The organism is Nocardia sp. MDA0666, from assembly GCF_003023875.1.
GTDB lineage: Bacteria > Actinomycetota > Actinomycetes > Mycobacteriales > Mycobacteriaceae > Nocardia > Nocardia aobensis.
Genome location: NZ_PYHT01000010.1, coordinates 18,446 through 44,735 on the forward strand (window position 1 = coordinate 18,446; position 26,290 = coordinate 44,735).

26 protein-coding genes and 1 tRNA gene are annotated in these 26,290 nt (G+C 68.8%); 10 read left to right on the plus strand and 17 right to left on the minus strand.

Translation table 11 applies throughout. From position 1 onward, the window contains the following. Positions 1–289: 289 nt before the first annotated feature. Genes thrB through argS form a run of 5 tightly spaced genes read right to left on the minus strand, consistent with a single transcriptional unit; the run spans position 290 to position 6,895 of the window. Positions 290–1,249, minus strand: coding sequence for a homoserine kinase (thrB, locus tag C8258_RS15990; protein ID WP_106955859.1), 960 nt, complete (start codon positions 1,247–1,249; stop codon positions 290–292). Between the two features lie 25 nt (positions 1,250–1,274). Then, positions 1,275–2,372, minus strand: a complete 1,098-nt coding sequence (gene thrC, locus C8258_RS15995) for a threonine synthase (RefSeq protein ID WP_106955860.1) — start codon at positions 2,370–2,372, stop codon at positions 1,275–1,277. Next, positions 2,369–3,769 (minus strand): homoserine dehydrogenase, encoded by a 1,401-nt coding sequence (locus C8258_RS16000; protein WP_106955861.1) that lies wholly within the window; start codon positions 3,767–3,769, stop codon positions 2,369–2,371. Before C8258_RS16000 ends, thrC begins: the two co-directional genes overlap by 4 nt. Beyond that, positions 3,766–5,196: a diaminopimelate decarboxylase gene (gene lysA / locus C8258_RS16005; protein ID WP_106955862.1), complete on the minus strand. Its 1,431-nt coding sequence runs from the start codon at positions 5,194–5,196 to the stop codon at positions 3,766–3,768. Before lysA ends, C8258_RS16000 begins: the two co-directional genes overlap by 4 nt. Positions 5,197–5,236: 40 nt before the next feature. Then, a complete protein-coding gene (argS, locus tag C8258_RS16010) occupies positions 5,237–6,895 on the minus strand; it encodes an arginine--tRNA ligase (RefSeq protein ID WP_106955863.1) in 1,659 nt (552 codons plus the stop codon). Between the two features lie 140 nt (positions 6,896–7,035). Between argS and C8258_RS16015 the strand changes: the two genes are divergently transcribed. The 3 genes from C8258_RS16015 (at position 7,036) to C8258_RS16025 (ending at position 8,123) form a co-directional block, all read left to right on the plus strand. Beyond that, a complete protein-coding gene (locus C8258_RS16015; protein ID WP_106955864.1) occupies positions 7,036–7,344 on the plus strand; it encodes a hypothetical protein in 309 nt (102 codons plus the stop codon). Between the two features lie 122 nt (positions 7,345–7,466). Continuing rightward, positions 7,467–7,539: transfer RNA gene (locus C8258_RS16020), tRNA-Arg, on the plus strand. A 122-nt stretch (positions 7,540–7,661) separates the two neighbouring features. After that, positions 7,662–8,123 carry an SgcJ/EcaC family oxidoreductase gene (locus C8258_RS16025; protein WP_106955865.1) on the plus strand — a complete coding sequence of 154 codons (462 nt, stop codon included), beginning with the start codon at positions 7,662–7,664 and terminating at the stop codon, positions 8,121–8,123. Here C8258_RS16025 and C8258_RS16030 read toward each other — a convergent pair. Next, the gene (locus C8258_RS16030) at positions 8,078–9,016 is read right to left on the minus strand and encodes an undecaprenyl-diphosphate phosphatase (protein WP_106955866.1); all 939 of its coding nucleotides are present in this window, start codon (positions 9,014–9,016) and stop codon (positions 8,078–8,080) included. The two genes, C8258_RS16025 and C8258_RS16030, sit on opposite strands and share 46 nt — an antisense overlap. A gap of 161 nt (positions 9,017–9,177) precedes the next feature. After that, positions 9,178–10,605 carry an MFS transporter gene (locus C8258_RS16035; protein ID WP_233225128.1) on the minus strand — a complete coding sequence of 476 codons (1,428 nt, stop codon included), beginning with the start codon at positions 10,603–10,605 and terminating at the stop codon, positions 9,178–9,180. Between the two features lie 126 nt (positions 10,606–10,731). Here C8258_RS16035 and C8258_RS16040 point away from each other — a divergent pair, with 126 nt between their 5' ends. Both C8258_RS16040 and C8258_RS16045 read left to right on the plus strand, forming a co-directional pair. Then, entirely contained in the window at positions 10,732–11,325 is a 594-nt protein-coding gene (locus C8258_RS16040; protein WP_233225129.1) for a TetR/AcrR family transcriptional regulator, read from the plus strand. An 81-nt stretch (positions 11,326–11,406) separates the two neighbouring features. Next, entirely contained in the window at positions 11,407–11,895 is a 489-nt protein-coding gene (locus tag C8258_RS16045; protein WP_106955868.1) for an FBP domain-containing protein, read from the plus strand. Between the two features lie 164 nt (positions 11,896–12,059). On the opposite strand, the gene C8258_RS16050 is transcribed toward C8258_RS16045, so the two are convergent. Then, positions 12,060–12,635: a TetR/AcrR family transcriptional regulator gene (locus C8258_RS16050; protein ID WP_106955869.1), complete on the minus strand. Its 576-nt coding sequence runs from the start codon at positions 12,633–12,635 to the stop codon at positions 12,060–12,062. A gap of 106 nt (positions 12,636–12,741) precedes the next feature. On the opposite strand from C8258_RS16050, the gene C8258_RS16055 reads away from it, so the two are divergent. Then, the gene (locus tag C8258_RS16055) at positions 12,742–13,911 is read left to right on the plus strand and encodes an NAD(P)/FAD-dependent oxidoreductase (protein WP_106955870.1); all 1,170 of its coding nucleotides are present in this window, start codon (positions 12,742–12,744) and stop codon (positions 13,909–13,911) included. Positions 13,912–13,918: 7 nt separating this feature from the next. Here C8258_RS16055 and C8258_RS16060 read toward each other — a convergent pair whose 3' ends face one another. Then, entirely contained in the window at positions 13,919–14,323 is a 405-nt protein-coding gene (locus C8258_RS16060; RefSeq protein ID WP_106955871.1) for a hypothetical protein, read from the minus strand. Positions 14,324–14,518: 195 nt separating this feature from the next. Between C8258_RS16060 and C8258_RS16065 the strand changes: the two genes are divergently transcribed. Then, the gene (locus C8258_RS16065) at positions 14,519–15,193 is read left to right on the plus strand and encodes an EthD domain-containing protein (protein ID WP_106955872.1); all 675 of its coding nucleotides are present in this window, start codon (positions 14,519–14,521) and stop codon (positions 15,191–15,193) included. A gap of 4 nt (positions 15,194–15,197) precedes the next feature. Here C8258_RS16065 and C8258_RS16070 read toward each other — a convergent pair whose 3' ends face one another. Then, positions 15,198–16,229 (minus strand): extracellular solute-binding protein, encoded by a 1,032-nt coding sequence (locus C8258_RS16070; RefSeq protein WP_146161247.1) that lies wholly within the window; start codon positions 16,227–16,229, stop codon positions 15,198–15,200. Between the two features lie 143 nt (positions 16,230–16,372). Between C8258_RS16070 and C8258_RS16075 the strand changes: the two genes are divergently transcribed. The 3 genes from C8258_RS16075 to C8258_RS16085 all read left to right on the plus strand — a co-directional run bounded on the left by C8258_RS16075 (position 16,373) and on the right by C8258_RS16085 (position 19,537). Further along, a complete protein-coding gene (locus tag C8258_RS16075; protein ID WP_106955873.1) occupies positions 16,373–17,782 on the plus strand; it encodes a metallophosphoesterase in 1,410 nt (469 codons plus the stop codon). 62 nt (positions 17,783–17,844) lie between these two features. Beyond that, positions 17,845–18,381, plus strand: a complete 537-nt coding sequence (locus tag C8258_RS16080; protein WP_036498508.1) for a MarR family winged helix-turn-helix transcriptional regulator — start codon at positions 17,845–17,847, stop codon at positions 18,379–18,381. 73 nt (positions 18,382–18,454) lie between these two features. Beyond that, on the plus strand, positions 18,455–19,537 hold the full coding sequence (locus C8258_RS16085; RefSeq protein WP_233225130.1) for an Hsp70 family protein: 1,083 nt from the start codon (positions 18,455–18,457) through the stop codon (positions 19,535–19,537). Between the two features lie 9 nt (positions 19,538–19,546). On the opposite strand, the gene C8258_RS16090 is transcribed toward C8258_RS16085, so the two are convergent. The 7 genes from C8258_RS16090 to C8258_RS16120 all read right to left on the minus strand — a co-directional run bounded on the left by C8258_RS16090 (position 19,547) and on the right by C8258_RS16120 (position 26,257). Further along, positions 19,547–20,053 (minus strand): DUF3558 family protein, encoded by a 507-nt coding sequence (locus C8258_RS16090; RefSeq protein ID WP_106955874.1) that lies wholly within the window; start codon positions 20,051–20,053, stop codon positions 19,547–19,549. A gap of 5 nt (positions 20,054–20,058) precedes the next feature. After that, entirely contained in the window at positions 20,059–20,559 is a 501-nt protein-coding gene (locus C8258_RS16095; RefSeq protein ID WP_158271264.1) for a DUF3558 family protein, read from the minus strand. A gap of 245 nt (positions 20,560–20,804) precedes the next feature. Continuing rightward, the gene (locus tag C8258_RS16100) at positions 20,805–21,581 is read right to left on the minus strand and encodes an enoyl-CoA hydratase (protein WP_030518309.1); all 777 of its coding nucleotides are present in this window, start codon (positions 21,579–21,581) and stop codon (positions 20,805–20,807) included. Between the two features lie 16 nt (positions 21,582–21,597). After that, positions 21,598–22,488 carry a 3-hydroxyisobutyrate dehydrogenase gene (gene mmsB, locus C8258_RS16105; RefSeq protein ID WP_106955876.1) on the minus strand — a complete coding sequence of 297 codons (891 nt, stop codon included), beginning with the start codon at positions 22,486–22,488 and terminating at the stop codon, positions 21,598–21,600. Continuing rightward, entirely contained in the window at positions 22,488–23,570 is a 1,083-nt protein-coding gene (locus C8258_RS16110; protein WP_106955877.1) for an enoyl-CoA hydratase/isomerase family protein, read from the minus strand. The genes mmsB and C8258_RS16110 overlap by 1 nt, the downstream gene beginning before the upstream one ends. Positions 23,571–23,593: 23 nt before the next feature. Then, positions 23,594–24,733 carry an acyl-CoA dehydrogenase family protein gene (locus C8258_RS16115; protein ID WP_106955878.1) on the minus strand — a complete coding sequence of 380 codons (1,140 nt, stop codon included), beginning with the start codon at positions 24,731–24,733 and terminating at the stop codon, positions 23,594–23,596. Between the two features lie 3 nt (positions 24,734–24,736). After that, entirely contained in the window at positions 24,737–26,257 is a 1,521-nt protein-coding gene (locus C8258_RS16120) for a CoA-acylating methylmalonate-semialdehyde dehydrogenase (RefSeq protein WP_106955879.1), read from the minus strand. Between the last annotated feature and the right edge of the window lie 33 nt (positions 26,258–26,290).

Sequence of the window (26,290 nt, forward strand, 5' to 3'; positions counted from 1 at the left end):
AGCCCGATCACTGTGCCGAGCTCGGATGCCGTATCGCCTGCCCCGCCGGACCGATGGAATCACCCACCTGGTCACGGCCACCGGTTCATTGAGTGGGAGTGATCATTCCAGTCGCTGTCCCCGACGTCGAGGTCGAAGTCCCGAGTGATTCGAGCCCCCGAGCCACCGAGCTTGAGCAAGGAGCCTGCTGGAGCGATTGCCCTGATGAAGCACCGGCGTCTGACGCGCACGATGTACGGACGTGCTCAGGATAGCTCTGTCCGACCACGTCAGCAAGGCAGCCACGCCATCAGTCCACGCTCACACCCGCGGAAATGTCGGGTTCGACCACGCGCAGACCGTCCTCCTCGGCGAGTTTGCGCAGGTCGTCCGGAAATTCTCCGGCGCTCAGCGCCAGGATGGTCGGACCGGCGCCCGACACCATCGCGGCGAGTCCGGCGGTGCGCAGCCGAGTGATCCAGGCGGTGGTCATCGGCAGCGCGGCGGCGCGATAGCCCTGGTGCAGGCGGTCCTGGGTCGCCGGCAGAAGCAGGTCGGGACGCTCGGTCAGCGCGACCACCGACAGCGCGGCGCGGCTGACGTTGAACGCGGCGTCGCCGTGCGGGACCATCTCCGGCAGCAGGCCGCGGGTGTGCGCGGTCGAGGAGCGCTCCTGGGGAATCAGCACCGTCGCGCGCAGCCGCGGGTGCGGTTCCAGCCGCACCGCGCGGTAGACGCGCTGGTGGTGCTCGACGGAACTGCTCGCGTCGAGTTCGCCGGCGCGGTCGGATTCGGTCCACGACACCACGATGCCGCCGAGCACGCTCGCGGCCGCGTTGTCGGGATGGCCCTCGAATTCCGAAGCCAGCTGCACCAATTCGGCATCCGATCCCGTCAGCGCCGGGTCGAACTTCGCGGCCAGCCCACGCGCGGCGGCGAGTCCGCCGACCGCCGCCGAGGCCGACGATCCCAGCCCTCGTGAATGCGGAATGACGTTGCGGCACACCACATCCAGCCCGTCGGCCCACACGCCCGCGGCTTCCAGGCCGCGTTCTATCGCGCGCACGACCAGATGTGAAGGGCCCCAAGGGACGTCGTCGGCGCCCTCACCCTCCACTCGGATGGTAAGCCCGGAATCGGTGGTACGTACCACGATTTCGTCGTACAGCCCCAAAGCGATACCGAGCGAATCGAATCCGGGTCCCAGATTGGCGCTGGAGGCGGGCACCTTCGCGGTAACGGTGATACCGGGCGGGAGGGTCCGCGTCATCAACTGACCTTCGCGCGCACTCAACTCAGGCCAACTCGAGCTCGCGGGCCACCGCTACCGGGTCCACCGCGATCGCCTCCACCGCGGGCATACCCAGCAGGGCGGTGTCCGGGTCCTTCAGGCCGTTGCCGGTGACGGTGCACACGACGGTGAGACCGGAATCGAGCCAGCCCTCCTTGCGCGCGGCCAGCAGACCGGCCACGCTGGCGGCCGAGGCGGGCTCGACGAAGACGCCCTCTGTGCTCGCGACCAGGCGATACGCCGCCAGGATCTCGTCGTCGGTGGCGGCCCGGAAGGCGCCACCGGACTGCTCCTGGGCGGCCACCGCGCTGTTCCAGGACGCGGGCGCGCCGATCCGGATCGCGGTGGCTATGGTTTCGGGGTCCTTCACCGGCGCACCGTTGACCAGCGGCGCGGCCCCGGCGGCCTGCACACCGAGCATGCGCGGGCGGCTCGTGGTGAGGCCGTCGGCGTGGTATTCGCTGTAGCCCTTCCAGTACGCGGTGATGTTGCCCGCGTTGCCGACCGGCAGGACGTGCACGTCAGGGGCCTTGCCCAGCGCGTCGCAGATCTCGAAGGCCGCGGTCTTCTGCCCCTCGATGCGGGCCGGGTTGACCGAGTTCACCAGGCCGACCTCGGGGAAGTCCGAGGTGACCTTGCGGGCCAGCTCGAGGCAGTCGTCGAAATTGCCCTCGACCTGAATGATCTTGGCGCCGAGCATGACCGCCTGCGCGAGCTTGCCCATCGCGATCTTGCCCTGCGGGATCAGCACGGCGCAGTGCATGCCGGCCCGGGTGGCGTAGGCCGCCGCCGAGGCCGAGGTGTTACCCGTGGAGGCGCACAGCACAGCCTTCTGGCCGCGGGCCTTGGCGTCGGTCATCGCCATGGTCATACCGCGGTCCTTGAACGACCCGGTCGGGTTGAGGCCCTCGACCTTGAGGTACACCTCGCAGCCCGTGAGCTCGGACAGGTGATGCGCGGGCACCAGCGGCGTGCCACCCTCGTAGAGGGTGACCGGCTCCCAGTCCGCGCCGACCGCCAGGCGCTCCCGATAGGCGGCGATCAGCCCCGGCCACGGAGTGTGCACGGCCCCGGCCGACGGCGGCGCTCCTGTCTGACTCATTCCTCGGTGCCTTCCAATCTCAAGACGCTGGTCACGGATGTGACGGATTCCAGCTCGGCAAGTGCTGCCACGGTATCGGCCAGCGCCGACTCCGGCGCGTGGTGGGTGACCACGACCAGTCGGGCGCCCTCGTCGAATCCCTCCTGGCGGACCGTCGAGATGCTGACACCGTGTTCGGCGAATTTGCCGGACACCGCCTGCAGAACCCCGGTGCGGTCGGCAACCTGCAGGTTCACGTGATAGCGGGTCGGGATGTCGCCGATCGGCGCGATCGGCAGCTCAGCATAAACCGATTCACCCGGTGCGCGGCCACCGTAGAACTTGTTGCGGGCCGCCATCACCAGATCGCCCATCACCGCCGAGGCGGTCGGCGCGCCGCCCGCGCCCTGGCCGTAGAACATCAGCCGGCCGGCGTTCTCGGCCTCGACGACCACCGCGTTGAAGGCGCCGTTGACCGAGGACAGCGGATGCCGCCGCGGGATCAGCGCCGGGTACACGCGCACCGACACCCGGTCCTTACCGGCGGACGAGCTGCTCGCGTCACCCAGCGCGGCGACCGCCGATCCGTCCATCGACAGCCGCTCGCCGCCGGGCATCCGCTCACAGATGGCCAGCAGCTTCACGGTGCAGCCGACCGCCGCCGCGGTCTCCAGATCCTCGGCGGTGATCTTCGAGATACCTTCGCGGTAGACGTCGGCGGCGGTGACGCGGGTGTGGAAGGCCAGCGAGGCCAGGATCGCGGCCTTGGCGGCGGCGTCGTAGCCCTCGACATCGGCGGTGGGATCCGCTTCGGCGTAGCCGAGCCGGGTCGCCTCGGCGAGCGTGTCGGTGTAGTCGGCGCCGGTCTCGTCCATCGCCGAGAGAATGAAATTCGTTGTGCCGTTGACGATTCCGACCACCCGGTTCACCCGGTCGCCGGACATCGACTGGATCAGCGGGCGCACCACCGGAATGGCGCCGGCCACCGCGGCCTCGAAGTACAGGTCGGCACGGCTGCCCTCGGCCGCCGCGGCCAGCTCACCGGTGTAGTCGGCCAGCAGCGCCTTGTTCGCGGTCACGACCGACTTGCCGCCGTTGAGCGCGGCCAGGATCAGCTTGCGAGCCGGATCGATACCGCCCATCACCTCGACCACCAGGTCGACGTCGTCGCGGGCGACCAGTGCTTCGGCGTCGGTGGTCAGCAGCTCGGCCGGAATGCCGCGGTCGACGTCGAGGCGCCGCACAGCGACGCCGCGCAGCACCACCGGGGCACCCACCCGCGAGCGCAGGTCGTCGGCGTGGTCGCGCAGGATGCGCACCACCTCGGTGCCGACATTGCCCATGCCGAGCACCGCGACCCCGATGGGACGTTCGATTCCGAACGCACCGCCTCGGGGCCGGTTCGTCGCCTCGGTCATGAGTGCACCTCCGTCGCTTCCAGGCTCATCAGATCCGCCACCGTCTCACGGCGCAGCAGCAGCCGCGCCTGCCCGTCGCGGACCGCGACCACGGCCGGGCGGGTGAGCATGTTGTAGCGGCTGGCCATCGAATAGCAGTACGCGCCCGTGGCCGCGACCGCAACCAGGTCTCCCGGTCCGACGTCGGCCGGCATCCAGGTGTCGCGGATGACGATATCGCCGCTCTCACAATGCTTTCCGACCACACGCGCCACCACGGGGGCGGACTCGCTGGAGCGGGAGACCAGCCGGCAGTCGTAGTCGGCCTGATACAGCGCGGGACGGATGTTGTCGCTCATCCCGCCGTCCACGCTGACGTAGCGGCGCTGCGCGCCGGCGTCGAGCGAGACGTCCTTGGTGGTACCGACCTCGTAGAGGGTGACGGTGCCCGGTCCGGCGATCGCGCGGCCCGGCTCCACCGCGATGGTCGGGGTCGGCAGGCCGATCTGCGCCGCCTCCGCCTCGACGAGGTCGCGCACCTTCGCGGCGAACTCGTCCAGCGGCGGCGGATCGTCGCTCGGCAGATACGAAATGCCGAGGCCGCCACCGAGATCCAGAATCGCGATCTGTTCGGTGCGCTCGACGCCGAACTTCTCGATCGCATCGCGCAGCAGTCGCAGCATGCGCCGCGCGGAGATCTCGAAACCGTCGATGTCGAAGATCTGCGATCCGATATGGCTGTGCAGGCCGACCAGGCGCAGATTGTCCGCCTCGAAGACCCGGGCCAATGCCTCCATCGCATCGCCGCCGGCGATCGAGAAGCCGAACTTCTGATCCTCGTGCGCGGTCGAAATGTATTCGTGGGTATGTGCTTCCACGCCGACGGTGACGCGGACCAGCACGTCCTGCACCACGCCGGCGCGGGCGGCGACCGCCTCCAGGCGCTCGATCTCGATCAGCGAGTCGACTACGACGTGCCCGACACCCGCCGCCACGGCCTGCTCCAGTTCGGCGACCGATTTGTTGTTGCCGTGCAACGCGATTCGCTCGGCCGGGAAGCCGCCGTGCAGCGCCACCGCCAGCTCGCCGCCGGAGCACACGTCCAGGTGCAGGCCCTCGTCGCGCACCCAGCGCGCGATCTCGCCGCACAGAAATGCCTTGGAGGCGTAGTGAACTCGCGCACCGGGACCGAAGGCGCGGACCATATCGCGGCAGCGGGATCGGAAGTCGTCCTCGTCGACCACGAACAGCGGGGTGCCGAATTCGGCGGCGAGTTGCGTGACGGGCATCCCGGCCAAGTGCACCACGCCCGCGGCGTCGCGAGAGACGTTGCGGGGCCACACCTTCTCGGGCAGGTCGATCATCTCGCGGGGGTCCGCGGGCCGCTCCGGCAGGTTGGGGGCGTGGGGGATCTCGGCGTGCCGAGGTCCCGCCGGATGCGCACTCACAATAATTCCTTCCTCACACGATGACCTGACCGACGGCGGTTCACATGCGCTCCGGGGCGGATACGCCCAGCAGCGCCAGACCGTTGGACAGCACCTGACGGGTGGCGTCGACCAGTTGCAGGCGGGCGGCGTTGACCGGCAGGACCGGGTCGTCGTTCTGCGGCAGGATCCGCAGCGTCTTGTTGGTCTGGAAGCGGTGGTAGGCGCCCGCCAGTTCCTCCAGATAACGGGCCACGCGGTGCGGTTCGCGCAGGCTCGCCGCACTCGCCACCGCGGCCGGGAACTCGCCGAGGGTGCGGATCAGCTCGCCCTCCTCGTCGGCGACCAGCAGGCCGAGATCCGGTGTGACACCGGCGAATCCGAAGTCGGTGGCATTGCGGGCGACCGCGCAGGTGCGGGCGTGCGCGTACTGCACGTAGTAGACCGGATTCTCACTGCTCTGCTTGGTCCACAGATCCAGGTCGATATCGATGCTCGAGTTCACCGAACTACGCACCAGCACGTAGCGGGCGGCGTCGACGCCGATCGCCTCGACCAGGTCGTCGAGGGTGACCACCGTGCCGGCGCGCTTGCTCATCCGCACCGCCACGCCGTCGCGCACCAGGTTCACCATCTGGCCGATCAGCACCTCGACGGTGTCCGGATCGTCGCCGAACGCGGCCGCCGCCGCCTTCAGCCGGCCGATGTAGCCGTGGTGGTCGGCGCCGAGCATGTAGATGCAGAGGTCGAACCCGCGCGAGCGCTTGTTCTGGAAGTAGGCGATATCGCCACCGATATAGGCGGACTTGCCGTCGCTCTTGATGACGACGCGGTCCTTGTCGTCACCGTATTCGGTGCTGGCGATCCACCAGGCGCCGTCCTTCTCGTACAGATTGCCCGAGGCCTTGAGCTGGTCGAGCGCCTTCTCCACGGCGCCGGAGGCGAACAGCGAGCTCTCGTTGAAGTACACGTCGAAATCGGTGCCGAAATCGTGCAGCGTCTGCTTGATGTGGGCGAACATCAGCTCCACACCCTCGCGGCGGAACAGTTCGTGCCGCTCGTTCTCCGGCAGACTCGCCGCGTCCGGATGCGCCGCGGTGATCTGACCCGCGATCTCGGAGATGTAGGCGCCGGCGTAGCCGTTCTCCGGGGTGGGCGCGCCGGTGGCGGCGGCGACCAGCGATTCGGCGAAGCGGTCGATCTGCGCGCCGTGGTCGTTGAAGTAGTACTCGCGGGTCACGTCCGCGCCCTGCGCGGCCAGAATGCGACCCAGCGCATCGCCGACCGAGGCCCAGCGGGTACCGCCCAGGTGGACCGGGCCGGTCGGATTGGCGGAGACGAACTCCAGGTTGATCTTGGTGCCGGTGAGCGCCTGCGCGGTGCCGTAGGCGGCGCCCGCGGCGCGGATCTGCTCGACGATGGCGCCCTGGGCGGCCGCGGCGAGGCGGATGTTGAGGAAGCCCGGGCCGGCCACGTCGGCGGATTCGATGCCGTCGGTGGCGGCCAGCGCCTCGGCCAGCAGACCGGCCAGTTCGCGCGGATTCATTCCGGCCTTCTTACCCACCTGCATGGCCACATTCGTGGCATAGTCTCCGTGTTCCGGATTACGGGGACGCTCCACCTTGACCTCGTCGGGCAGGACCGCAGGGTCGGATCCACGTTCGACGAGCACCTTCGCCGCGGTCGCACGAAGGAGTTCTGCAAGGTCAGCTGGAGTCACGAGTCTCTATCCTATGGTCCGAGCGGGTGTGCGCCGTCAGCGGGCACCTGCTCGCCGCACCCGGCATCCGGCACCGGCGGCCCCGGCCGTCGTTCCGACACCGCGAGCACCACCGACGCACCCGAAGAGAGCGCCAACCGATGCCGAACACCAGCGCGAAATCAGCCAAGGCGATTCGTGCCGCCGCCAAATCCGCCCCCGGCGGGGCGTACAACGGCAATTCCAACCCGCCGAAGCACCGGCGTGTTCCCTGGGCACTGGTCGGCGCGGTCGTGGTGATCGCCGTCCTGGTCGTCGCACTGGTCGTCTACTTCGTCCCCAAGTCGCGCCACCACGCCGACAAGGAGAAGGCCGTCCCGCCCACCGGCCAGATGGACGAACTCCCCGCCGGTATCCCCGGCGTTCCCGCCATCCCCGGCATGCCGGGTGCGCCGATGCCGACGCAGTAGTGCCGTGACGCCGAACTGAATCCCTGCTCGGACCTGTCTTTTGGCGCACGCCGTGTGATGCGATACGCTTTCCCCGCCCGATCGGACGACGTAACCACTGGTGTCGACCGGGTCCGATCCCCGCCCTCGTAGCTCAGGGGATAGAGCGTCTGCCTCCGGAGCAGAAGGCCGCAGGTTCGAATCCTGCCGAGGGCACAGCACACCAGGTCCCGACCATCCGGTCGGGACCTTTTTCGTTTGTCGATTCGGGGGATGCTCGCGCGTCGGAGAGGTGTACGGCCCGAAGAAGGGCCGCGCTGACGAACGAAGGACATGCCATGACCACGACTCGAACCGACGACTCGGCCGCCATCGCGCAGATCTTGGCCGATCAGTACAAGGCCTGGGCGGCCGGGGACGCGGACGCTTTCGTCGCGGACTACGCCGAGGACGCCACGGTGATCATGCCGGGGACCTGTCGGCGCAGCCGGGCGGAGATCCGGCAGGGTATGGCGGACGGGTTCGCGACCGTTCTCGCGAACTCGACCGTCACCGACGACATCGGAGATATCCGGTTCCTCGGCGCCGACCACGCCGTTGTCGTCAGCAAGGCCGCGATCGCGTTCGCCGGCGAGACCGAAGTACCCGCCGACCGGTACGTGAACGCAACCTGGGTCATGCACCGGCGCGACGGCAAGTGGACGGTCGCCGCCTACCACAACAGTCCCGTCGTGGCGCGTCAGCGGCCCGCAACTCACCCGAATCGGAAGATCGACACCAACCCCACGATCACGCAGTAGGCGGCGAACGGCAGCAGGGTCCGGGTCCGGAAGTACCGTTCGAGGTAGCGGACGGCGAGCCAGGATGTCACGCCGGAGACGACGGCGCCGACGATGATCGGGCCCCAGATCACCTCTGCGCGTGGGGTTATCAGGTCCGGGAGGTCGACTATTCCGGCGCCGAAGATCGCGGGGGTGGCGAGGAGGAAGGCGAATTTGGCGGCGTGTTCGTGTTCGAGACCGCGCCAGAGACCGCCGACCATGGTGAGGCCGGCCCGGCTGAAGCCGGTGAGGAGGGCACCGGCTTGGGCCAGGCCGATGCCGACCGCGTCCCGGGAGTCGAGGGCCGCCAGGCGACGGTCGGATTGCGGCAGGGAAAGTGTTGTCGCCGTGCGCATCCGACTGTTCGCCTGATTCAGGGCGAAGCGGCGGCCGTATTCGGCGAGAGTGGGCTCGTTGCGGCGACGCAGGCCTTCGCCGATGACCAGCACCACGCCGTTGACGGTCAGGAAGGCCGCGGCGCACAAGGGAGCGGCGAAGACGTCGTGCAGCGGATGTTCCAGCAGCGGGCCGAGAATCGCGACCGGCACGGTCGCGATCACGATCAGCCAGGCCAGCCGTTGCGGCACGGTATCCAGCCGCCTGGTCCGCACCATCTCGACGAATCCGGCGGCGATCGCGCACCAGTCTCGCCAGTAGTAGATCACCAGCGCGACCGCCGTCGCCACATGCAGGGCGACGACGAACGCCAGATAGGTTGCGGCCGAATCGGTTCCACCCTGACCGGGCAACGCTCCCCATCTACCTCCGAGCCAGGCCGCCACGAGAACCGAATGTCCGAGACTGGAGATCGGGAACAGCTCGGTGAAGCCCTGCACCGCGCCGATGACCATCGCTTGAAAATAGGTGAGCATCGCGACGAGTCTCGCACGGCAGTCATAGAGGTTGCTGTGAGTCGAATCTCGGTTAAGTCACTGCGCGGCAACAGGTTTCGAATAGTCCCAAATGCCCGGAGTTGATCTTGGATGAACAGGACGGCAACCCTCGGAAGTTCCGAGGGCCACCGTCCGGTCACTCACCGTTGCGCCCGCACACTCCGAAATGTCGACGCCACGAGCAAGGTCAGCACCGCGATCCCGGCCGCCGCGGCGAAGGCGGTCGTGATACCGGAGACGAGCACGTGCACGGCCGATCCGGACGCGGCCCGCACGGCGGTGCCGAATACCGTGACCAGCACCGCCAGCCCCAGCGCGGCGCCGGTCTGCTGCAGCGTCTGCAACGCACCGCCCGCCGCACCGGCCTCCTCGGGCGCCACATTCGCCATGATGATCACATTCAGCGGCGAAAAGGCCAGGCCGATACCGCATCCCATCAACAGCGTCGCCACCGCGAGCAGCGGGAAGTAACCGGTATCGGTATCGAGCAGGGTGAGCAGCGCCAGCCCGGCGATCATCGCGGACGTGCCCACCAGCGTCACCGGTTTGGGACCGAAGCGCGGCAGCAGGCGCGGAATCAGCCGGATCATCGCGAACATCGTCACCGCGGTCGGAAGGAAGGCGAAACCCGTTGCCAGCGCGCTCATTCCCCGCACTTCCTGCAGATACTGGGTGAGGAAGAAGAACATCGAGGTACCCGCCATCGGCCCCAGGAACATGTTGGCGTACGCGGCGGCCCGATTGCGGTCGGCGAACACGTGCAGCGGCAGCAGCGGTTGCGCGGCCCGGTGTTCGATCAGCAGGAACGCGATCAGTGCGAGCACGCCGGCCGCCAGCGACACATCGGTCGTCACATCGTCCCAGCCGTGGGCCGCGGCGCTGATGAAGCCGTAGACCAGCGCGGCCACCGCCCCCGTCGCGGTCACCGCTCCGGGCAGGTCGAGATGAGCGCGCCGGCGCGGCGCGTCGGGTAGGTACCGCGCCGCCAGCAGTGCCACGGCCAGTCCGAACGGCACGTTGATGAACAGCACCGAGCGCCAGCTCAGCCACTGGGTCAGCAGTCCACCCAGGATCAGCCCGATCGCGAATCCCGCACTGGACATTCCGGAGAACAGCGCCAGCACCCGGACCCGCATCTTCGGATCGGCGAAGGTGGTGGTCAGCAGGGCGAGAGTGTTCGGACCGGCCATCGCACCGCCGAGCCCCTGCACGATACGAGCGACGATCAGCCAGGCGGCCGACGGCGCCAGCCCGCCGCCGAGGGAAGCGAGGGTGAAGAGCACGGTGCCGAGGATGAATATGCGCCGGCGCCCGAACAGATCGCCGGCCCGGCCGCCGAGCAACAGCAGCCCGCCGAAGACCAGGGTGTAGGCGTTCATCACCCAGGACAGGCCGGTGGCACTGAAGTGCAGATCGTGCTGGATGCGGGGCAGCGCCACGTTCATCACGGTGATGTCGAGCACGATCATCAACTGGCAGGTCAGCAACGTGGCCAGCACGATGCCGGAGCGCAGCCGCCCGGGCGGTGCGCCGACCTGCGGTGACGAGGAAATCGTGGAGGTAGACAAGGGGGCTCCATCGGATTGCGGAACTAAACGGAGAATGTCTCCGTTTCCAATGGAGATAGCATATGGAGAAGTTCTCCGGTTACGCAAGACTAAGCGGAGAGTTCATCCGTTTCCACTGGAGGGATCGTGAGCGCACCGTCGACACAGGGGTCCGGGCGCGCGGCGCCGCCGCGTCCGATGCGCGCGGATGCGCGGCGCAACTACGAGCGCATACTCGAGTGCGCGCGGGAGGCGTTCGCCGAATACGGCCCGGAGGCGCCCCTGGACGAGGTGGCGCGCCGAGCCGCGGTGGGACCGGGCACCCTCTATCGCCACTTTCCCAACCGGGACGCACTCATCGAGGCGGTCTATCGCTCGAGCATCGAGGCATTGGCCGAACTCGCCGCCGAGCTGACCGAAACTCTCTCCCCTCTCGACGCTCTGGAGCAGTGGTTCCGCGCCCAGGTGCGATTCGTGATGGACAAACGCAGTCTGGCGGTGACCCTCAAGGCCGCCATCGACCGCGGATCGCAGACCTTCATGCTGTGTTCGAATCTGATCACCGACGCCGCGACGGCGATCCTGCAACCCGCCCAGGACGCCGGGCTGATCCGTCCGGAAATCGAACCGCGCGATCTGTTGCGCCTGGGCCACGGTATCGGCGTCGCGTGCGAAACCTCACCCGATGCGGCAGAACGGCTGATCACGGTCACCCTCGCCGGGCTGCGCACCACCGGCTGAGCCGATATTCGATTGCCCGCCGGGACCGGTGGCCGTAGCCTCGCTCCGTTTTCCGTTCATCCATTCGGAAGGAGTGAACACGTGCAACCACTGACCGAACGCGAGATCCGCTCGTCGTTCGTCAACTGTTCCAAGGGCGATGCCAAGCGCATGCCGGTCCCCCGGGATCTCGACACGCGACCCTGGGAGGACCTGGACTTCTTCGGCTGGAACGACCGGTCGATGCCGGGCCGCGCGTATCTGGTGACCCCGCAGGACGATCGGCTGGTCGGCGTGGCACTGCGCTACGAGACGGGCGGATCCGGCCGGGCCCAGCTCTGCTCGATCTGCCTGACCACGCACACCGGTACCGGGGTGTCGCTGCTCACCGCGCACAAGGTCGGCGAATCCGGACGGCGCGGTAACTCGATCGGCATCTACATGTGCACCGATCTGGCCTGTTCGCTGTACGCGCGCAACAAGAAGCGCCCCGCGCTGGGCAACCGCTACCGCGAGGATCTGACCGACGAGGAGAAGGCCGAACGGGTGCGCACCAACCTGCGCGCATTCATCGAGCGCCTCTACAGCTGACCGAACAGGACAGCGTCCAGCCGATCGAACGGAGGTAGATGCCGTGCGCCGACACTCGAGGACCGCATCGCAGCCCTGATGCCCCGAGCCAGCGCCGCCGGACTCGGGGCATTCTCATATCTCCTCGTCATATCTCCTCCCGACTCGTCTCGCCGAGACCCGTCTCATCTCGGCACCGACACCAGATACCGCTGCACCGTCGCGCCGATCTCCGCGACGATCTCCTCGGCCGTCAACGCCACCACCGGCGGCAGGCGCAATACATAGCGGCACACCGCCAGTCCCAGAATCTGCGTGACCACCAATCCGGCTCGCCGCGGCGCGTCCGCGGGGTCGCCGACGCGGGTCACCATCGGCATCAGCTGTTCGGCGAAGACGCGTTGAAACCGTTGCGCCACAGTCTCGTCCGACACCGAAGAACGCAACAGGGTCAGCAGCAGTTCGTTACCCGGCGGCGTCTCCCACAGTTCCAGGAAGCGCCGGGCGACCGTCGCACCCAGCTCGTCCTCGGCCACCGCGGCCAGATCCGGCAGGGCGAGATCGACGTCGAGCGCCGCGTCGAACAGGCCGTCCTTGTTGCCGTAGTACCGCATCACCATCGACGGATCGATGCCGGCGTCGGCGGCGATCGCCCGAATGGTCGCCTTGGCGTATCCCTCGCGGGCGAAATGCCGGCGAGCCGCCTCCAGAATCGCCGCGCGAGTGGCGTCCGAGCGGCGCGGCGCAGCCTCTTCACTCATGCCCACAACCGTAGGCCAACAACTGTTGACTTACCATCCCCGGCCGCTTTATTCTGATGTCAACAGTCGTTGGCCAACATGCGTTGGCAAACCTGAGGGAGTAGTCATGAGCAGCACCGTTCCCGCCACCGCCGCGGTCGTCATCGTCGGCGCCGGACCCGCCGGACTGACCGCCGCGATCGCGCTCGCCGATGCCGGCGCCGACGTGGTTCTCCTGGATCGACTGGCCGCCGGGGCGAACACGTCCCGCGCCGCGGTCGTCCATGCCCGGACGTTGGAGGTCCTCGATGAAATGGGCATCGCCACGACCCTGCACGACCTGGGACTCGAGGTGCCACGCTTCGTCATGTACGAAGGCGCCGATCGGCTGACCACCATCGGCTTCTCCGACCTGCCGACACCGTTCCCCTACACGCTGATGATCGGCCAGGAGGCGACCGAGGCCGTCCTGCTCGACCGGCTGCAGCGGGCGGGCGGAACGGTCGTGCGCCCCGTGGAGGTCACCGCGGTGATACCGGGCGGTGAATTCGTCACCGTCGAATTCACCGATGCCACAGGGCAATCCGGATCGATCCGCGCCGAGTACGTGATCGGCGCGGACGGGATGCACAGCCGGGTCCGCGAGGCGGCGGGAATCGGCTTCACCGGCGCCACCTATCCGGAATCGTTCGTCCTGGCCGATGTGCGGATGGACTGGCCCGCCTCGCGCGACGAGGTATCGCTGCACGTCTCGCCGGAGGGCATCGTGGTGGTCGCACCCCTGCCGGACACCGACCACGATCGCTTCCGCATCGTCGCCACCGTCGCCGAGGCGCCCGAACATCCCACCCGCGCGCAGGTGCAAGCGCTGCTGGATGCCCGCTGCCCCGGCGCCACGGTGCGAGAGGTGCTGTGGAGCTCACGTTTTCGCGTGCATCACCGAGTGGCCGACCGCTATCGCGCCGGGCGGATCCTGCTGGCCGGCGATGCCGCACATGTACACAGCCCGGCCGGTGGGCAGGGGATGAACACCGGGATCCAGGACGCGGCCCTGCTGGGCACGCTGCTGGCCCGGGTCCTGGGCGGCGAACCCGACGCGCTGCTCGACGACTACGAGCGCACCCGCCGCCCGGTCGCGCTGGACGTGGTGGCCTTCACCGATCGCATGACCCGGATGGCGACGCTGCGCCCGCGACCGGCCCGCATGCTGCGCAACACCGCGATCCGCCTCGTCACCCGCATCCCGGCGGTGCGCACGGCGCTGGCCTACCGGCTCGCCGAACTCGCCAACCGTTGAAAAACGCTCAGGCGCAGGCCAATCCGAACTCCGCGGTCGCGGTCCGGCCGGCCACCACGTCGACCTTCTCGGCGGGGTCGGTGGCCAGCCGGCATCCCATCGGCACCGACGTCACCTGAACCTGATAGCAGTCGGCGGCCACATCCTGGTGGGCCTTGCCGTCCCGGCCGGTGGTCAGGGTCGCCAGCACCGATCCGGCCTGACAGGTGGTGATGCCCGCGGCGAGTCCGGCGGCGGCGTACTTCTCGGGACCGTGGGTGGCCACCACCTCGATCGTGCCGTTGGTGCCGTGGTCTGCTGCCGCGGGCGCGGGCGCCGATGTCTTCGCCGGTGCGCGGTCGGCCTCGGCGGAGCAGGCGAGCGCGGGTAGTACGGCGGCACACAACGTCATCGCGAACAGTATGCGGCGCACCTGGTCTCCTCTCACCGGACGGATATCGCTCTCACTGTAGGCGACCGATCCCTCCGGACGGGCGCACGATCGCGGCGATCCGGCCTGGCGATTCGGTCCCGGTGAGCGGGACCGGGTTTGGCGAATCGGGAGTCTCGCGCGGTAGACGGAACTACCGTCGTCGCAGCCGAACGCAGTTCCCCGAAAGGATCCGGCATGAAATTGATGTACGCCCTCTGGGGGCCGGATCTCGCGGACACCCTGCACGCGCCGGAGTTCCACCGGCGGCTGGCCGCCGCGGGGGCGACCGAACTCCAGGTCAACATCGGCGACGCCGATGTCGCGGCCGCACAACTGCGGGTGAGCACCTACGACGAACCCGTCGCGGCGATCGTCGGCGTCTGGAGCGAGGGACAGAACGGGCCGATCACCGATGTGCTCAGTGGCGTGTCCGAGCGGATCAACGGCTGGATCGTGGACGAACGCGAACCGCTCACCACCGCGCGGCCCCCGGACGGAACCCGCTACGAGGCGCTGGCCAATATCGCGCTGCTGCGAATTCCGCAGGAGCTGACCCGCGCCGAATGGCTGCGCAATTGGCAGGACCGGCATACCACCGTGGCCATCGAAACCCAGGCCACCTTCGGTTATGTGCAGAACACCGTGGTCGCGGCGGTCACTCCGGGTCCGCGGGTGGACGCGCTGGTCGAGGAACTTTTCCCGATGGACGCGATGACCGACCAGCACGCGTTCTGGGGCAGCGGGGGTGACGACGCGGAATTGCAGCGCCGCGCCGGTCGCATGATGGCCAGCGTCGCGACCTTCGGCGCCGACCGCGATCTCGACGTCATTCCGACCAGCAGGTACCGCTACGACCTGACCGCCTCGTAGCGGATCAGAGCAGCCCCGCCTCGCGCATCAACGCCTCGACTCGCTCCGGGTCGAGTTCGCTCGGATTCACGCGCGGCGGGTCCAGCGAATCCAGCGGCGGCAGCGCCGGATCGGCGGGGACACCCGCGGCCACCGGATACTCCATGGCCGCACCGCCACTGAGCAGACGCTGCCCGGCCGCGGCCGTCACGAATCGCACGAACCGCTGAGCCTCGGCGGCGTGCCGGCTCGACTTCAGCACCCCCGCACCGGACAGCGAGAGGTATCCGCCCGGGTCCCCGCCGCGGAAATAGTGCGGCGTCGAGGGCCCGATGATCCGCTCGGGTGCGAGCTGGTCGCGGTACCAGTCGGTGGCGAAGACCAGCGCCCCGCCGACCCCTCCCGCGCCGACCGCCTTCAGTGCCGCGAAGCCGTTGGGCGCGACGGTGGCGTTGTCCTTCACCCCGTGCAGCCACGCGCGCGTGGCGTTCTCGCCGTCGAGTGCCAGCAGCGCCGCGACGATCGCCTGGAAGTCCGCGCCGTGCGAATCGGCGGTCCAGCGGCCGTGCCACCGCGGCTGTTGCAGGTCCAGCAAGCCGGCGGGCAGTTCGGCGGGCGGGATCTTCCCCGGATGGAAGACGAATGCGGTCGACCGCGCGGCGATTCCGGTCCACTGCCCCGAACTCGGACGGAACTGTTCGGGCACCTGCGCGAGGGTGGCGGGGTCGAGGCCGGCGAACAGACCGGCGCGCTCCATCCGGGCCATCGCCGGTGAATTCTCCGTGAGAACCACATCGGCCGGCGATCGGTCGCCCTCGGCCAGCACCTGATCGGCGACTTCGGCATCGGCGCCGTCGCGCAACGTCACCCGGATTCCGGTCTGCTCGGTGAAGACGTCGGCCCACTGCCGGGTCAGACGCTGATCATGCGAGTTGTAGACCACGATCTCCGGCTCGTCCGAGGACGCCGAACACGCGGTGATCATGGCCGAGGCGGCCAGCGCCACCACGCCGAGCACGAGTTTCCACCGGCGTTCGTGCTGCTGCGCCGCTGCCATGGACCGTCCTTCCGATCGGATACTGCGCCGAGGCGACCGGCTAGCCAACCTACCCGGTGAGTCGGCGGCACGACACGCGGTATGGCGTCGGCCTGGGTAGGGTCGGCCGTGGATCGGTACCGACCACCCACGAGGGAGCGACGATGACCTGTTGCGGGCCGAATCGCCGCCGCCTGCTCGCGGGCCTGGCCGCCGTGGCAGCCACACCGCTCATGCTTCCGAGTCCGGTTCGGGCACAGGCGAATTCACTGCGGGCGACCGATCTGGAGGTGGTCACGCTCACCGACACGTCGGCGATCATCACCTGGACGACACTCGCCGCCGATGCGTCGGGCGCACCCGTCCCGATCGAGGCCGGCACCGAGATCCGCTTGGCCCCTGCGGATTCCGCCGGGCCCGCCCGGCCGGTGCCCGTGACCGGCGCCGATCGGACGCCGTATCACTACGCCCAGATCGACGGCCTGGAGCCGGGACGGCGATATCGATTCGAGGCGTGGTCGGACGGGGTGCGGGCGGTACCGGCCCCGGAGTTGGTCACTCATCTGCCCGGCGCACCCGAATGTAGCGGTGAATTCACCACTCTCGTCGCTCCCCCGGGCCGGCTGCTGCGCACCCTCGCGCTCTGCAACGATGTGCACATCGGCGAGGAGACCAGCGGCATCATCGCCGCCGGGCTGCCGCCGGGCGTGCGACAGGAACCGGGACTGCCGCCGTACCCCGAGGTGATGCTGGCGGCATTGCTCGACGATCTGCGCCGTCCGGATCGCGGCGCCGACCATCTGATCCTGGCCGGTGATCTGACCGCGGAAGCCGCCCCGGAGCAGACCCGGTCGGTACGAAACCGACTGGACGCCTGGGGAATCGAGGGGCGGGACTGGTTCGCCGCGCGCGGCAATCACGACCGTCCCCACACCGGCGCCGACTACGCCGGCTGTCCGGCGGTGGCGGCCGACCACTACGACTGCTGGGGCGAATCCTTCCTTCCCCCGGCACAATCGACCGAACATCGGCTCGGCGGGCTGCGGCTGATCGGACTCGACACCACCGAACTGGACGGCTCCGGGGGCAGTATCGGTCCCGGGCAATTCGATCGCCTGCGCGAATCGCTGCGTCGCGATCCCGACCGGCCGACGGTCGTCTTCGGACATCATCCGGTCACCGCGGAATCGGGGCTGAGCAATCTCGCCGGCCCGAATTTCGTGCTGAATCGATCGGACGCGCTCACCCTGCAGCAGCTGTATCAATCGACGCCGGGGGTGTTCTTCCACCATGCGGGCCATACCCACCGCAATCGCCGCACCCGCCCCGACATCCCGCTCCGGGTGGAATTCCTGGAAGTGGGCGCGGTGAAGGAGTATCCGGGCGGCTACACCCTGCTGCGCCTCTACGAGGGCGGCTACATGGTCAATTTCTACAAAACCCGCACCCCGGACGCGCGGCGGTGGAGCACCCGCAGCCGGGCCGAATATCTCGGACTGATGCCCGAGTACACCCTGGGAAACACCGCCGATCGCAACCACGTTGTCCTCGGTGATCTTTCGGGACTGTCCTGAATCACCGATCCGGCGACTCCGGACCGCAGCGTGGGAGCGGGCGGGCAAATACACTCGGCGGTATGGCCGCACCCCGCCCGCTTCCGCTGGACCCCATCGAAGAGGCCCACCGCCAGTGGACCTCGCACGGCTGGGGCGATGTCGCCGACGGCATGGCCGCGGTGACCTCTCTGGTGCGTGCCCAGCAGATCGTGATGGCCCGGGTGGACGAGGCGCTGCGCCCGTCGGGGCTGACCTTCTCCCGCTACGAATTGCTGACGCTGCTCGGCTTCAGCAAGACCGGGGCGCTGCCGATGGCGATGGCCAGCGCCCGGTTGCAGGTCCACCCGACGAGTGTCACCAATACCGTCGATCGGCTCGAAGCGGCCCAACTGGTCAAACGAGTACCACACCCCAGCGACCGCCGGGCAACCCTGATCGAGATCACGGCCGCCGGCCGCGATCTGGCGGCGGCGGCCACCCGGGAATTGAACGAGAAGGTCTTCGCCCGGCCGGGCCTGCCTCCGGAGCGTCTCCAGCTGCTGCTGCAATTGCTCGCGGAATTCCGGCGCGAGGCGGGCGACTTCGACAGCGGCGATACGCCGACCCGGTGGGCCTGAGGGTCGACTCGCCAGCATTCCGGCAGCGACATCCCGGGCCGCTGCCTTTCCATCGGCGGCCGAAAGGTTCACCATGGACGCCATGGTGCTGGTCCTGGGCGTGTCGGCGGGCGCTGGTGGCGCGCGCGCCATGCTCACCCACTCCGATCAGCCGCATCTGCCGCCGATCGACCGCTGTGTGGTCGCGCGCCGCGCGGGGGCGGGGGTCGAGGAGCCGGTCTTCCAGGCCATCGACGCGATGCGGGCATCCGCGGCCGACCGGGACGAATTCGTCACCGGCATCGCCGTCACCTCCCGCTGCGCCCTGCACGCCGAGGCCATCCGGGCCGCGGCCGGACGCAGCCGGCTGACCATCATCGACGAACCGCCGGCCCAGTTACGGTATCTGCGGTTCAGCGGACAGCTGCCCGACGAGGGTGCGGTGCTGATCTACGACCTCGGCTGTTCCGGGCTCACCCTCACCGAGGCCGACTGCCGCACCCAGGCCATCCTCGCAGCCAAGCGCAGCACCCTTCTGGGCGGCGACGGCCACGACGCCCTGCTGCGCTGGCATCTCGCGCACGGCGGGGTGGAGATCGACAATGCCGCCGGACGCGACTACAAGGAACAGCTCAGCGCCACCCGGGTGGTGACGGTCGGCGATCCTCGTTCCGGCACGCGAATCGTCGTGACCCGCAGCGATTTCCGCGATCTGGTCGCGGCCGGGATCCATCATTCGGTGTCGTATGTGCGGCAGTTGATCGACGACACCGGGGTCGCGCCGCGGGCGGTGGCACTGCTGGGCGGTTGCACGCGTAGCCCGGGTATCCGGGCGTCGCTGGAGCAGCTGCTGGATCTGCCGGTGATCTACGATCCGGAGCCCGATTTCGTCTCCGCGCGCGGTGCGGTGCTGATGGCCACCGAACAACCGGCGGCGCGCCGGGTGCGCGGTATCCGATTCGCCCCGCCGCAGTGCGGGGCGGCGAAGCCGACGCCGCGACCGGCGGTATCGCGACGCAAGGTGGTCGCCGCGCTGGCGGTGACCGCGGCGCTCGGCGCGACGGTCACCGGCCTGCTGGTCACCGGACACGACTCGGCGCGGCCGGCGCACGACGGCACCCCGGCCCGTCCGGTGGAGGTCGCGGGCAGCAGCGCCGAACCCGTTCCCGGGAAGTGACGCCGCGGATCACCCGTCGAGTTCGACGGTGGCCTTCTCGGCGTTGATCGCCGCGGCACACGGGTCCGGGGTGGCGAGGCGGGAGCGGTTCTGCACCCAGTAGGTGACCGTCCCGGAATCGGCGGCCGACACCCCACAACTGCCCGGATCGCGGGGATCGCGCCAGATCAGGCCGCCGAAATCGGCGACAACCAGATGGTCGGTGCGATAGCCGAGGGCGGCCGCCACCTGGCCGTCACGCAGCAACGAATCCTGCGCGAACCAGGCGTAGGTGATATCGACGACGCCGCCGCCGGGGTAGTTGCCCTCCCAGGCGCAGATGGTCGGTCCGCCCTCGCGGTGAACGGCGGTGGCGTGCACCAGATCAGCGATCTCGGGATCGGTTTCCGGACCGCAGCCCTGCAGGAGTTCGTCCTCGGCCTGCGCCGGCCGATGCGCGGGCGTCGGCCCCGAGGAACATCCGGCCGCGGCGGCGATCAGAGCCACCGCGACGACGAGACGGCGCGCTCGGCGCATCGTCCTCACCCCGCCTTCGCCAGGGTCGCCGCGGCCAGCTGCCGCACGGCCGAACAGGCTTGTGCCGCAGGCTGTTGCGGCTCGTCGGCGCGCCAGTCGACGAAATCCGCGGCACCGGAATCGACGGCGGCCTCACACCACTGCGGAGTGGAGAAGATCCAGCCGGTGTGGTCGCCGACCCGCAGCGACGACACCTGGGCCGCGGGGTCGGGGGCGGTGTGCGCGGCGAGCGGGCTGGCACGGAACCATTCGAAGGTCACCGAGGTGCCCGCGGCAGCCTCCCAACGGCAGCGCAGCGGATTGGCCGAAATCTGCTGTATGCCGGAAATGCCCGTTGCGGCAACGATATCGGCATCAGTGGCGGACCCGCATTCGGCGACCGCCAGTGCCTGCGCGGCAGCCGACGCTGGGGGCGAACTCGTCGCGGCCGGGGTCGTTCCGGACGCGCCGCAACCCGCCACCACCACAGCGGAGGCCACGGTGATCACGGCGGCGACCCATCTCACGCCGATGAGCGTACGGGAAATTACTGGGCCCGCGACCGCTCGACGGGCGTGGACCCGTGCGGTCGCCGGCACCGCGGACAGCGCACCGCCGCCGAGGCCACCTCGAAACCCGGATGCCGGGCGAGGGCGGGGCCGACGAGGAGAGCGGCCCGGCCTCGCCGGCACGTACCCGCTGAATCGGCGCATACGGGCGGCGACGGCCGGGCCGTCGACTGCGAGCGATGCTCGGCTGTCAGGGGTAGCGCTCAGCGGTGTTCGAAGTTCGCCGCGCGCTTCTCCACGAAGGCGGTCATGCCCTCGGTCTGATCCTCGGTGGCGAACAGCGAGTGGAACACCCGGCGTTCGAAACGCAGGCCCTCGGTGAGCGTGGTTTCGTACGAGCGGTTCACGGCCTCCTTGGCGATCATCACCGACGGCAGCGACATGCCGGCGATGGTCTCGGCGACCTCGCGTGCGGTGGACAGCAGTTCCGCCGCCGGAACGACGCGGGCCACGAGCCCGGCCCGTTCGGCCTCCTCGGCATCCATATTGCGGCCGGTGAGAATCAGATCCATGGCCTTGGCTTTGCCGACCGCACGGGTCAGGCGCTGTGAGCCGCCCATACCGGGGATCACGCCGAGCTTGATCTCCGGCTGGCCGAACTTCGCGGTGTCGGCGGCGATCAGGATGTCGCACATCATCGCCAGCTCGCAGCCGCCGCCCAGGGCGTATCCGGCCACCGCCGCGATGATCGGCTTGCGGAACGCACCGACCCGGTCCCAGCCCTGGAAGAAATCGGCCAGGAACATGTCCATATAGGACTTGGACTGCATCTCCTTGATATCGGCGCCGGCGGCGAACGCCTTCTCCGAACCGGTCAGCACCACCGCGCCGATACCCGCATCGGCCTCCACCTCGTCGAGGGCGGCGGTGATGTCGGTGAGCACCTGCGTATTCAACGCGTTGAGTGCCTTCGGCCGATTCAGGGTGATCACCGCGACCCGTCCGGTGCGCTCCAGCAGAATGGTCTCGAAGTCGGTCACTGTTTCCCTTTCTCGGCTACTCGCCGGAACGGCGACGAATATCGGTGACGATAGCGGAGAAGTCCAGGTCGCCCGCCGACCGGTTGAACTGCTCGTAGATCTCGGCCGCCAGCAGACCGAACCGTCCGTCGACATCGTTGTCGCGCAGCGCATTCGCCGCCAGGCCGAGGTCCTTGTTCATCAGCGCGGTGGCGAATCCGGGCCGGTATTCGTTGTTGGCGGGGCTGGTCGGCACCGGGCCGGGCACGGGACAGTAGGTGGTCAGCGACCAGCATTGACCCGAGGCGGTGGAGACCACGTCGTAGAACTTGTCGTGGGTCAGGCCCAGCTTCTCGCCCAGCACGATCGCCTCGGACAGCCCGATCATCGAGATGCCCAGCATCATGTTGTTGCAGATCTTCGCGGCCTGCCCCACGCCCGCGCCGCCGCAGTGCACGACCTTGCCGCCCATCACGTCCAGCACCGGCTGCGCGGCGGCGAAGTCCTCGGCCTCGCCGCCGACCATGAAGGTCAACGTGCCCGCGGTGGCACCGCCGACGCCGCCGGACACCGGTGCGTCCAGGGCCCGATGTCCCGCTCCCACAGCAACTTCCGCCGCGCGCTTGGCGTCGGCGACGTCGATGGTGGAGCAGTCGATGAACAGGGTGCCGGGTTTGGCGGACGGCAGCACCGCGTCGTAGACGTCGAGCACGATGCGGCCGTTGGGCAGCATCGTGATGACGATCTCGGCTTCGGTCACGGCCGCCGCGGCGGTGTCGAAGACCTCCGCCCCGTCGGCGCGGGCCTGTTCCTGCGCGGCCGGTACGGGGTCGTAGGCCAGCACCTGATATCCGGCACGCACCAGATTCGCCGCCATCGGGCCGCCCATATGCCCGAGGCCCAGGAAGGCCACCTTCGTCACGCTCATCACTCCTGTGCTCCGCTCAGTCCGAGTTCCCGATCGCCCAGATCGGCGAAGTAGCTGTCCACCAGCGCATCCGACACCTCGGCGAGGGTGGCGGGCTCCCACTGCGGATTGCGGTCCTTGTCGACCACCTGGGCGCGGATGCCCTCCACCAAGTCGTGGGTGGTCAGCGCGGCCACCGAGACCCGGTACTCCTCGTCGAGCGCCTGTTCCAGGTTCGCCGCCCGCCGGGCGTTGCGCAGGGACCGCAACGTAACCTTCAGCGCCACCGGCGATTTCGCCAGCACATCGCCGGCGGCCTTGGCGGCCTCGGGGGCTTCGTGACGCTGCAGCCGCGCGACGATCTCCTCCACCGTGTCGGCGCTGTAGCAGGCGTCGATCCACGACCGCTGCGCGGCGAGATCCGACACCGGTGCGGGCTGCGCGACGGCGGCGATCGCGGCGTCGGCATCGGTGCGCCGCAGCTGCGCCAGCAGATCCGGAATGCGTTCGGCGGGAACGAAATGGTCGGCGAATCCGGCCGCGATCGCATCACCGGCACCCATGCGCGCCGTGGTCAGGGCGACGTGGGTGCCCAGTTCACCCGGTGTGCGCGCCAGCAGATAGGTGCCGCCCACATCGGGAATGAAGCCGATACCGGTCTCGGGCATGCCGACCATCGACCGCTCGGTCACGATACGGCGATTGCCGTGGGCGGACAGCCCCACACCGCCGCCCATCACGATGCCGTCCATCACGGCCACATACGGTTTCGGATAGTTGCCGATCAGCGCGTTGAGGATGTACTCGTCGCGCCAGAACCGGCCGCTCGGCGAATCGGCGCTGTCGTGGCGCGAAACACCGTGTGCCACAGCGTTCTTCGCGTCGGTGTGAATCGCGACGATATCGCCGCCCGCGCACAGTCCGCGTTCCCCGGCGCCGGTCAGCACCACCGTGCGAACCTCGTCGTCGTCGGCCCACTCGCGCAGGGCCGACAGAATCGCCTGCGCCATCGGGTGATTGAGCGCGTTGATGGCCTTGGGCCGGTTGAGCGTGATCAGGCCCACGCCGTCGCTCTTGTCGAACAATACTTCCGCTTCGGTCATGTGATTCCTTACGCCGTATCCGCTCATGCCGCGCCGACCACCGATCGGGCCACCACGACCCGCATGATCTCGTTGGTTCCCTCGAGAATCTGGTGCACGCGCAGGTCGCGCACGATCTTCTCGATTCCGTACTCGGCCAGATAGCCGTAGCCGCCGTGTAATTGCAGTGCCTTGTTGGCCACCTCGAATCCGGCATCGGTGCCGAAGCGCTTGGCCATCGCGCACAGCTCCACCTTGTCGGCGGCATCGGCGTCGAGCGCGGCCGCGGCCCGCCACAGCAGGGTCCGCGCCGCCTCCAGCGAGGTGCGCATATCGGCCAGGTCGAACTGCAGTGCCGCATTGTCGAGCAGCCGGGCCCCGAATGCCGTGCGCTGAGCCATATACGCCACGGTCCGGTCCAGCGCGGTCTGGCCGCCGCCCAGCGAGCAGGCCGCGATGTTGAGCCGGCCACCGTTGAGGCCGTTCATCGCGATCCGGAAGCCGTTACCCTCGCCGCCGAGCAGATTCGCCGCCGGCACCCGGGCGTCGTCGAGGATTACCTGCCGGGTCGGCTGCGCGTTCCACCCCATCTTCTTCTCGTTGGCGCCGAAGGAGAGTCCGGGCGTATCCGCGGGCACGATGAACGCCGAGATGCCGCGCGAACCGGCATCGTCGGTCCGCGCCATCAGCACGTACACATCGGTGCTGCCCGCGCCCGAGATGAACTGCTTGACCCCGGTGAGCAGATAGTCGTCGCCGTCGCGAACGGCCCTGGTGCTCAGGGCCGCCGCGTCCGAGCCGACTCCCGGTTCGGTGAGCGCATAACTGCCCAGCAGATCCATCGAGGTCAGCCCGGGTAACCACCGATTGCGCTGAGCCTCGGTGCCGTAGCTGTCGATCATCCACGCGGCCATGTTGTGGATGGAGATGTAGGCCGCGATCGCCGGGCATCCGGTGGCGAGCTGTTCGAAGATCCGCACCGCGTCCACGCGGCGCAATCCGGAACCGCCGACATCCTCACCGACGTAGATGCCGCCCATGCCGAGCGAGCCGGCCTTGCGCAGCACATCGACCGGAAAGTGCTTGTGCTCGTCCCATTCCAAGGCGTTCGGGGCGAGCAGCTCGTCGGCGAAGCCGCGCGCGGTGTCCACGATCGCCTGTTCGTCCTCGTCGAGTACGAACATCGATCAGTCCATCGTCGGGATGACGAAGTGATCGGCACCCGCGTCCGCGGCCGGCGCGGTCCGCAGGCCCTGGGGCCAGCGCTGGGTGACCGTCTTGGTCTTGGTGTAGAAGCGGATCGAATCGGGACCGTGCTGGTTCAGGTCGCCGAAGCCGGACGCCTTCCAGCCACCGAAGGTGTGATACGCGATCGGCACCGGAATCGGGACGTTGACCCCGACCATGCCCACCTGCACGCGCGCGGCGAAATCGCGGGCGGTGTCACCGTCGCGGGTGAAGATCGCGACGCCGTTGCCGAATTCGTGCTCGCTCGGCAACCGCAGCGCCTCCTCGTAATCGGCGGCGCGCACGATCGCGACCACCGGTCCGAAGATCTCCTCCCGGTAGATCCGCATCTGCGGGGTGACCCGGTCGAAAAGTGTTGCGCCGACGAAGAATCCGTCCTCGGCGCCCGCCACCTTCAGACCCCGGCCGTCGACCACGAGTTCCGCACCCTCGTCGACACCGATCTGGACGTAGTTGTTCACCCGGTCCACACCGTCACGACCGACCAGCGGCCCGAAGTCCGCGCCCGGATCGTCGGAGCGGCCGACGTTCAGCTTGCCGATGCGCTCGACCAGCTTGGCGCGCAACCGATCCGCGGTCTCCTCGCCGACCGGCACCGCCACCGAGATGGCCATGCAGCGTTCCCCCGCCGAGCCGTAGCCGGCGCCGATCAACTGGTCGGCGACATCGTCGAGATCGGCGTCCGGCATCACGATCGCGTGATTCTTGGCGCCGCCGAAGCACTGGGCGCGCTTGCCGTTCGCGGTGGCGGTCTCGTAGATGTACTGCGCGATCGGGGTGGAGCCGACGAAGCCCACGGCCTTGATCCGCTCGTCGTTCAGCAGTGTGTCGACCGCCAGCTTGTCGCCGTTGACGACGTTGAACACACCGGCCGGCAGCCCGGCCTCGAGAAACAGTTCGGCCAGCCGCAGCGGTACCGAGGGGTCGCGCTCGGACGGCTTGAGCACGAAGGCGTTACCGCAGGCCAGCGCCGGTCCGGCCTTCCACAGCGGAATCATGGCCGGGAAGTTGAAGGGGGTGATGCCGGCGACCACTCCGAGCGGCTGCCGCATCGAGTACACGTCGATCCCGGTGCCCGCGCTCTCGGTGTACTCCCCCTTGAGCAGGTGCGGGATACCGATCGCGAATTCGATCACCTCGAGCCCACGCTGGATATCGCCCTTGGCGTCCGGGATGGTCTTGCCGTGTTCGCTCGACAGCAGCGCGGCCAGCGAATCCATCTCGTCCTGGACCAGGGCGACGAACTTCATCAGCACCCGGGCCCGCTTCTGCGGATTGAACGCGGCCCACGTGCGCTGCGCCTCGGCCGCATTCGCGATCGCGCCCTCGACCTCGGACACACTCGCCAGCGGCACCCGCGCCTGCACCTGTCCGGTGCTGGGGTCGTAGACGTCGCCGAAGTTACCGGAGGTCCCGGGCACCTGCTGCCCGCCGATGAAATGAGTCAGTTCGCGAACCATGCCAGTCCTGTTCTCGATGCGGTCGATGCCTCC

Bases quoted from the DNA above. Each gene is read 5' to 3' on its own strand.
- thrB (WP_106955859.1), bottom strand. From the start codon at position 1,249: ATGACGCGGACCCTCCCGCCCGGTATCACCGTTACCGCGAAGGTGCCC.
- thrC (WP_106955860.1), bottom strand. From the start codon at position 2,372: ATGAGTCAGACAGGAGCGCCGCCGTCGGCCGGGGCCGTGCACACTCCG.
- C8258_RS16000 (WP_106955861.1), bottom strand. From the start codon at position 3,769: ATGACCGAGGCGACGAACCGGCCCCGAGGCGGTGCGTTCGGAATCGAA.
- C8258_RS16015 (WP_106955864.1), top strand. From the start codon at position 7,036: ATGCCGAACACCAGCGCGAAATCAGCCAAGGCGATTCGTGCCGCCGCC.
- C8258_RS16025 (WP_106955865.1), top strand. From the start codon at position 7,662: ATGACCACGACTCGAACCGACGACTCGGCCGCCATCGCGCAGATCTTG.
- C8258_RS16030 (WP_106955866.1), bottom strand. From the start codon at position 9,016: ATGCTCACCTATTTTCAAGCGATGGTCATCGGCGCGGTGCAGGGCTTC.
- C8258_RS16050 (WP_106955869.1), bottom strand. From the start codon at position 12,635: ATGAGTGAAGAGGCTGCGCCGCGCCGCTCGGACGCCACTCGCGCGGCG.
- C8258_RS16055 (WP_106955870.1), top strand. From the start codon at position 12,742: ATGAGCAGCACCGTTCCCGCCACCGCCGCGGTCGTCATCGTCGGCGCC.
- C8258_RS16065 (WP_106955872.1), top strand. From the start codon at position 14,519: ATGAAATTGATGTACGCCCTCTGGGGGCCGGATCTCGCGGACACCCTG.
- C8258_RS16070 (WP_146161247.1), bottom strand. From the start codon at position 16,229: ATGGCAGCGGCGCAGCAGCACGAACGCCGGTGGAAACTCGTGCTCGGC.
- C8258_RS16075 (WP_106955873.1), top strand. From the start codon at position 16,373: ATGACCTGTTGCGGGCCGAATCGCCGCCGCCTGCTCGCGGGCCTGGCC.
- C8258_RS16080 (WP_036498508.1), top strand. From the start codon at position 17,845: ATGGCCGCACCCCGCCCGCTTCCGCTGGACCCCATCGAAGAGGCCCAC.
- C8258_RS16085 (WP_233225130.1), top strand. From the start codon at position 18,455: ATGGACGCCATGGTGCTGGTCCTGGGCGTGTCGGCGGGCGCTGGTGGC.
- C8258_RS16090 (WP_106955874.1), bottom strand. From the start codon at position 20,053: ATGCGCCGAGCGCGCCGTCTCGTCGTCGCGGTGGCTCTGATCGCCGCC.
- mmsB (WP_106955876.1), bottom strand. From the start codon at position 22,488: ATGAGCGTGACGAAGGTGGCCTTCCTGGGCCTCGGGCATATGGGCGGC.
- C8258_RS16110 (WP_106955877.1), bottom strand. From the start codon at position 23,570: ATGACCGAAGCGGAAGTATTGTTCGACAAGAGCGACGGCGTGGGCCTG.
- C8258_RS16115 (WP_106955878.1), bottom strand. From the start codon at position 24,733: ATGTTCGTACTCGACGAGGACGAACAGGCGATCGTGGACACCGCGCGC.
- C8258_RS16120 (WP_106955879.1), bottom strand. From the start codon at position 26,257: ATGGTTCGCGAACTGACTCATTTCATCGGCGGGCAGCAGGTGCCCGGG.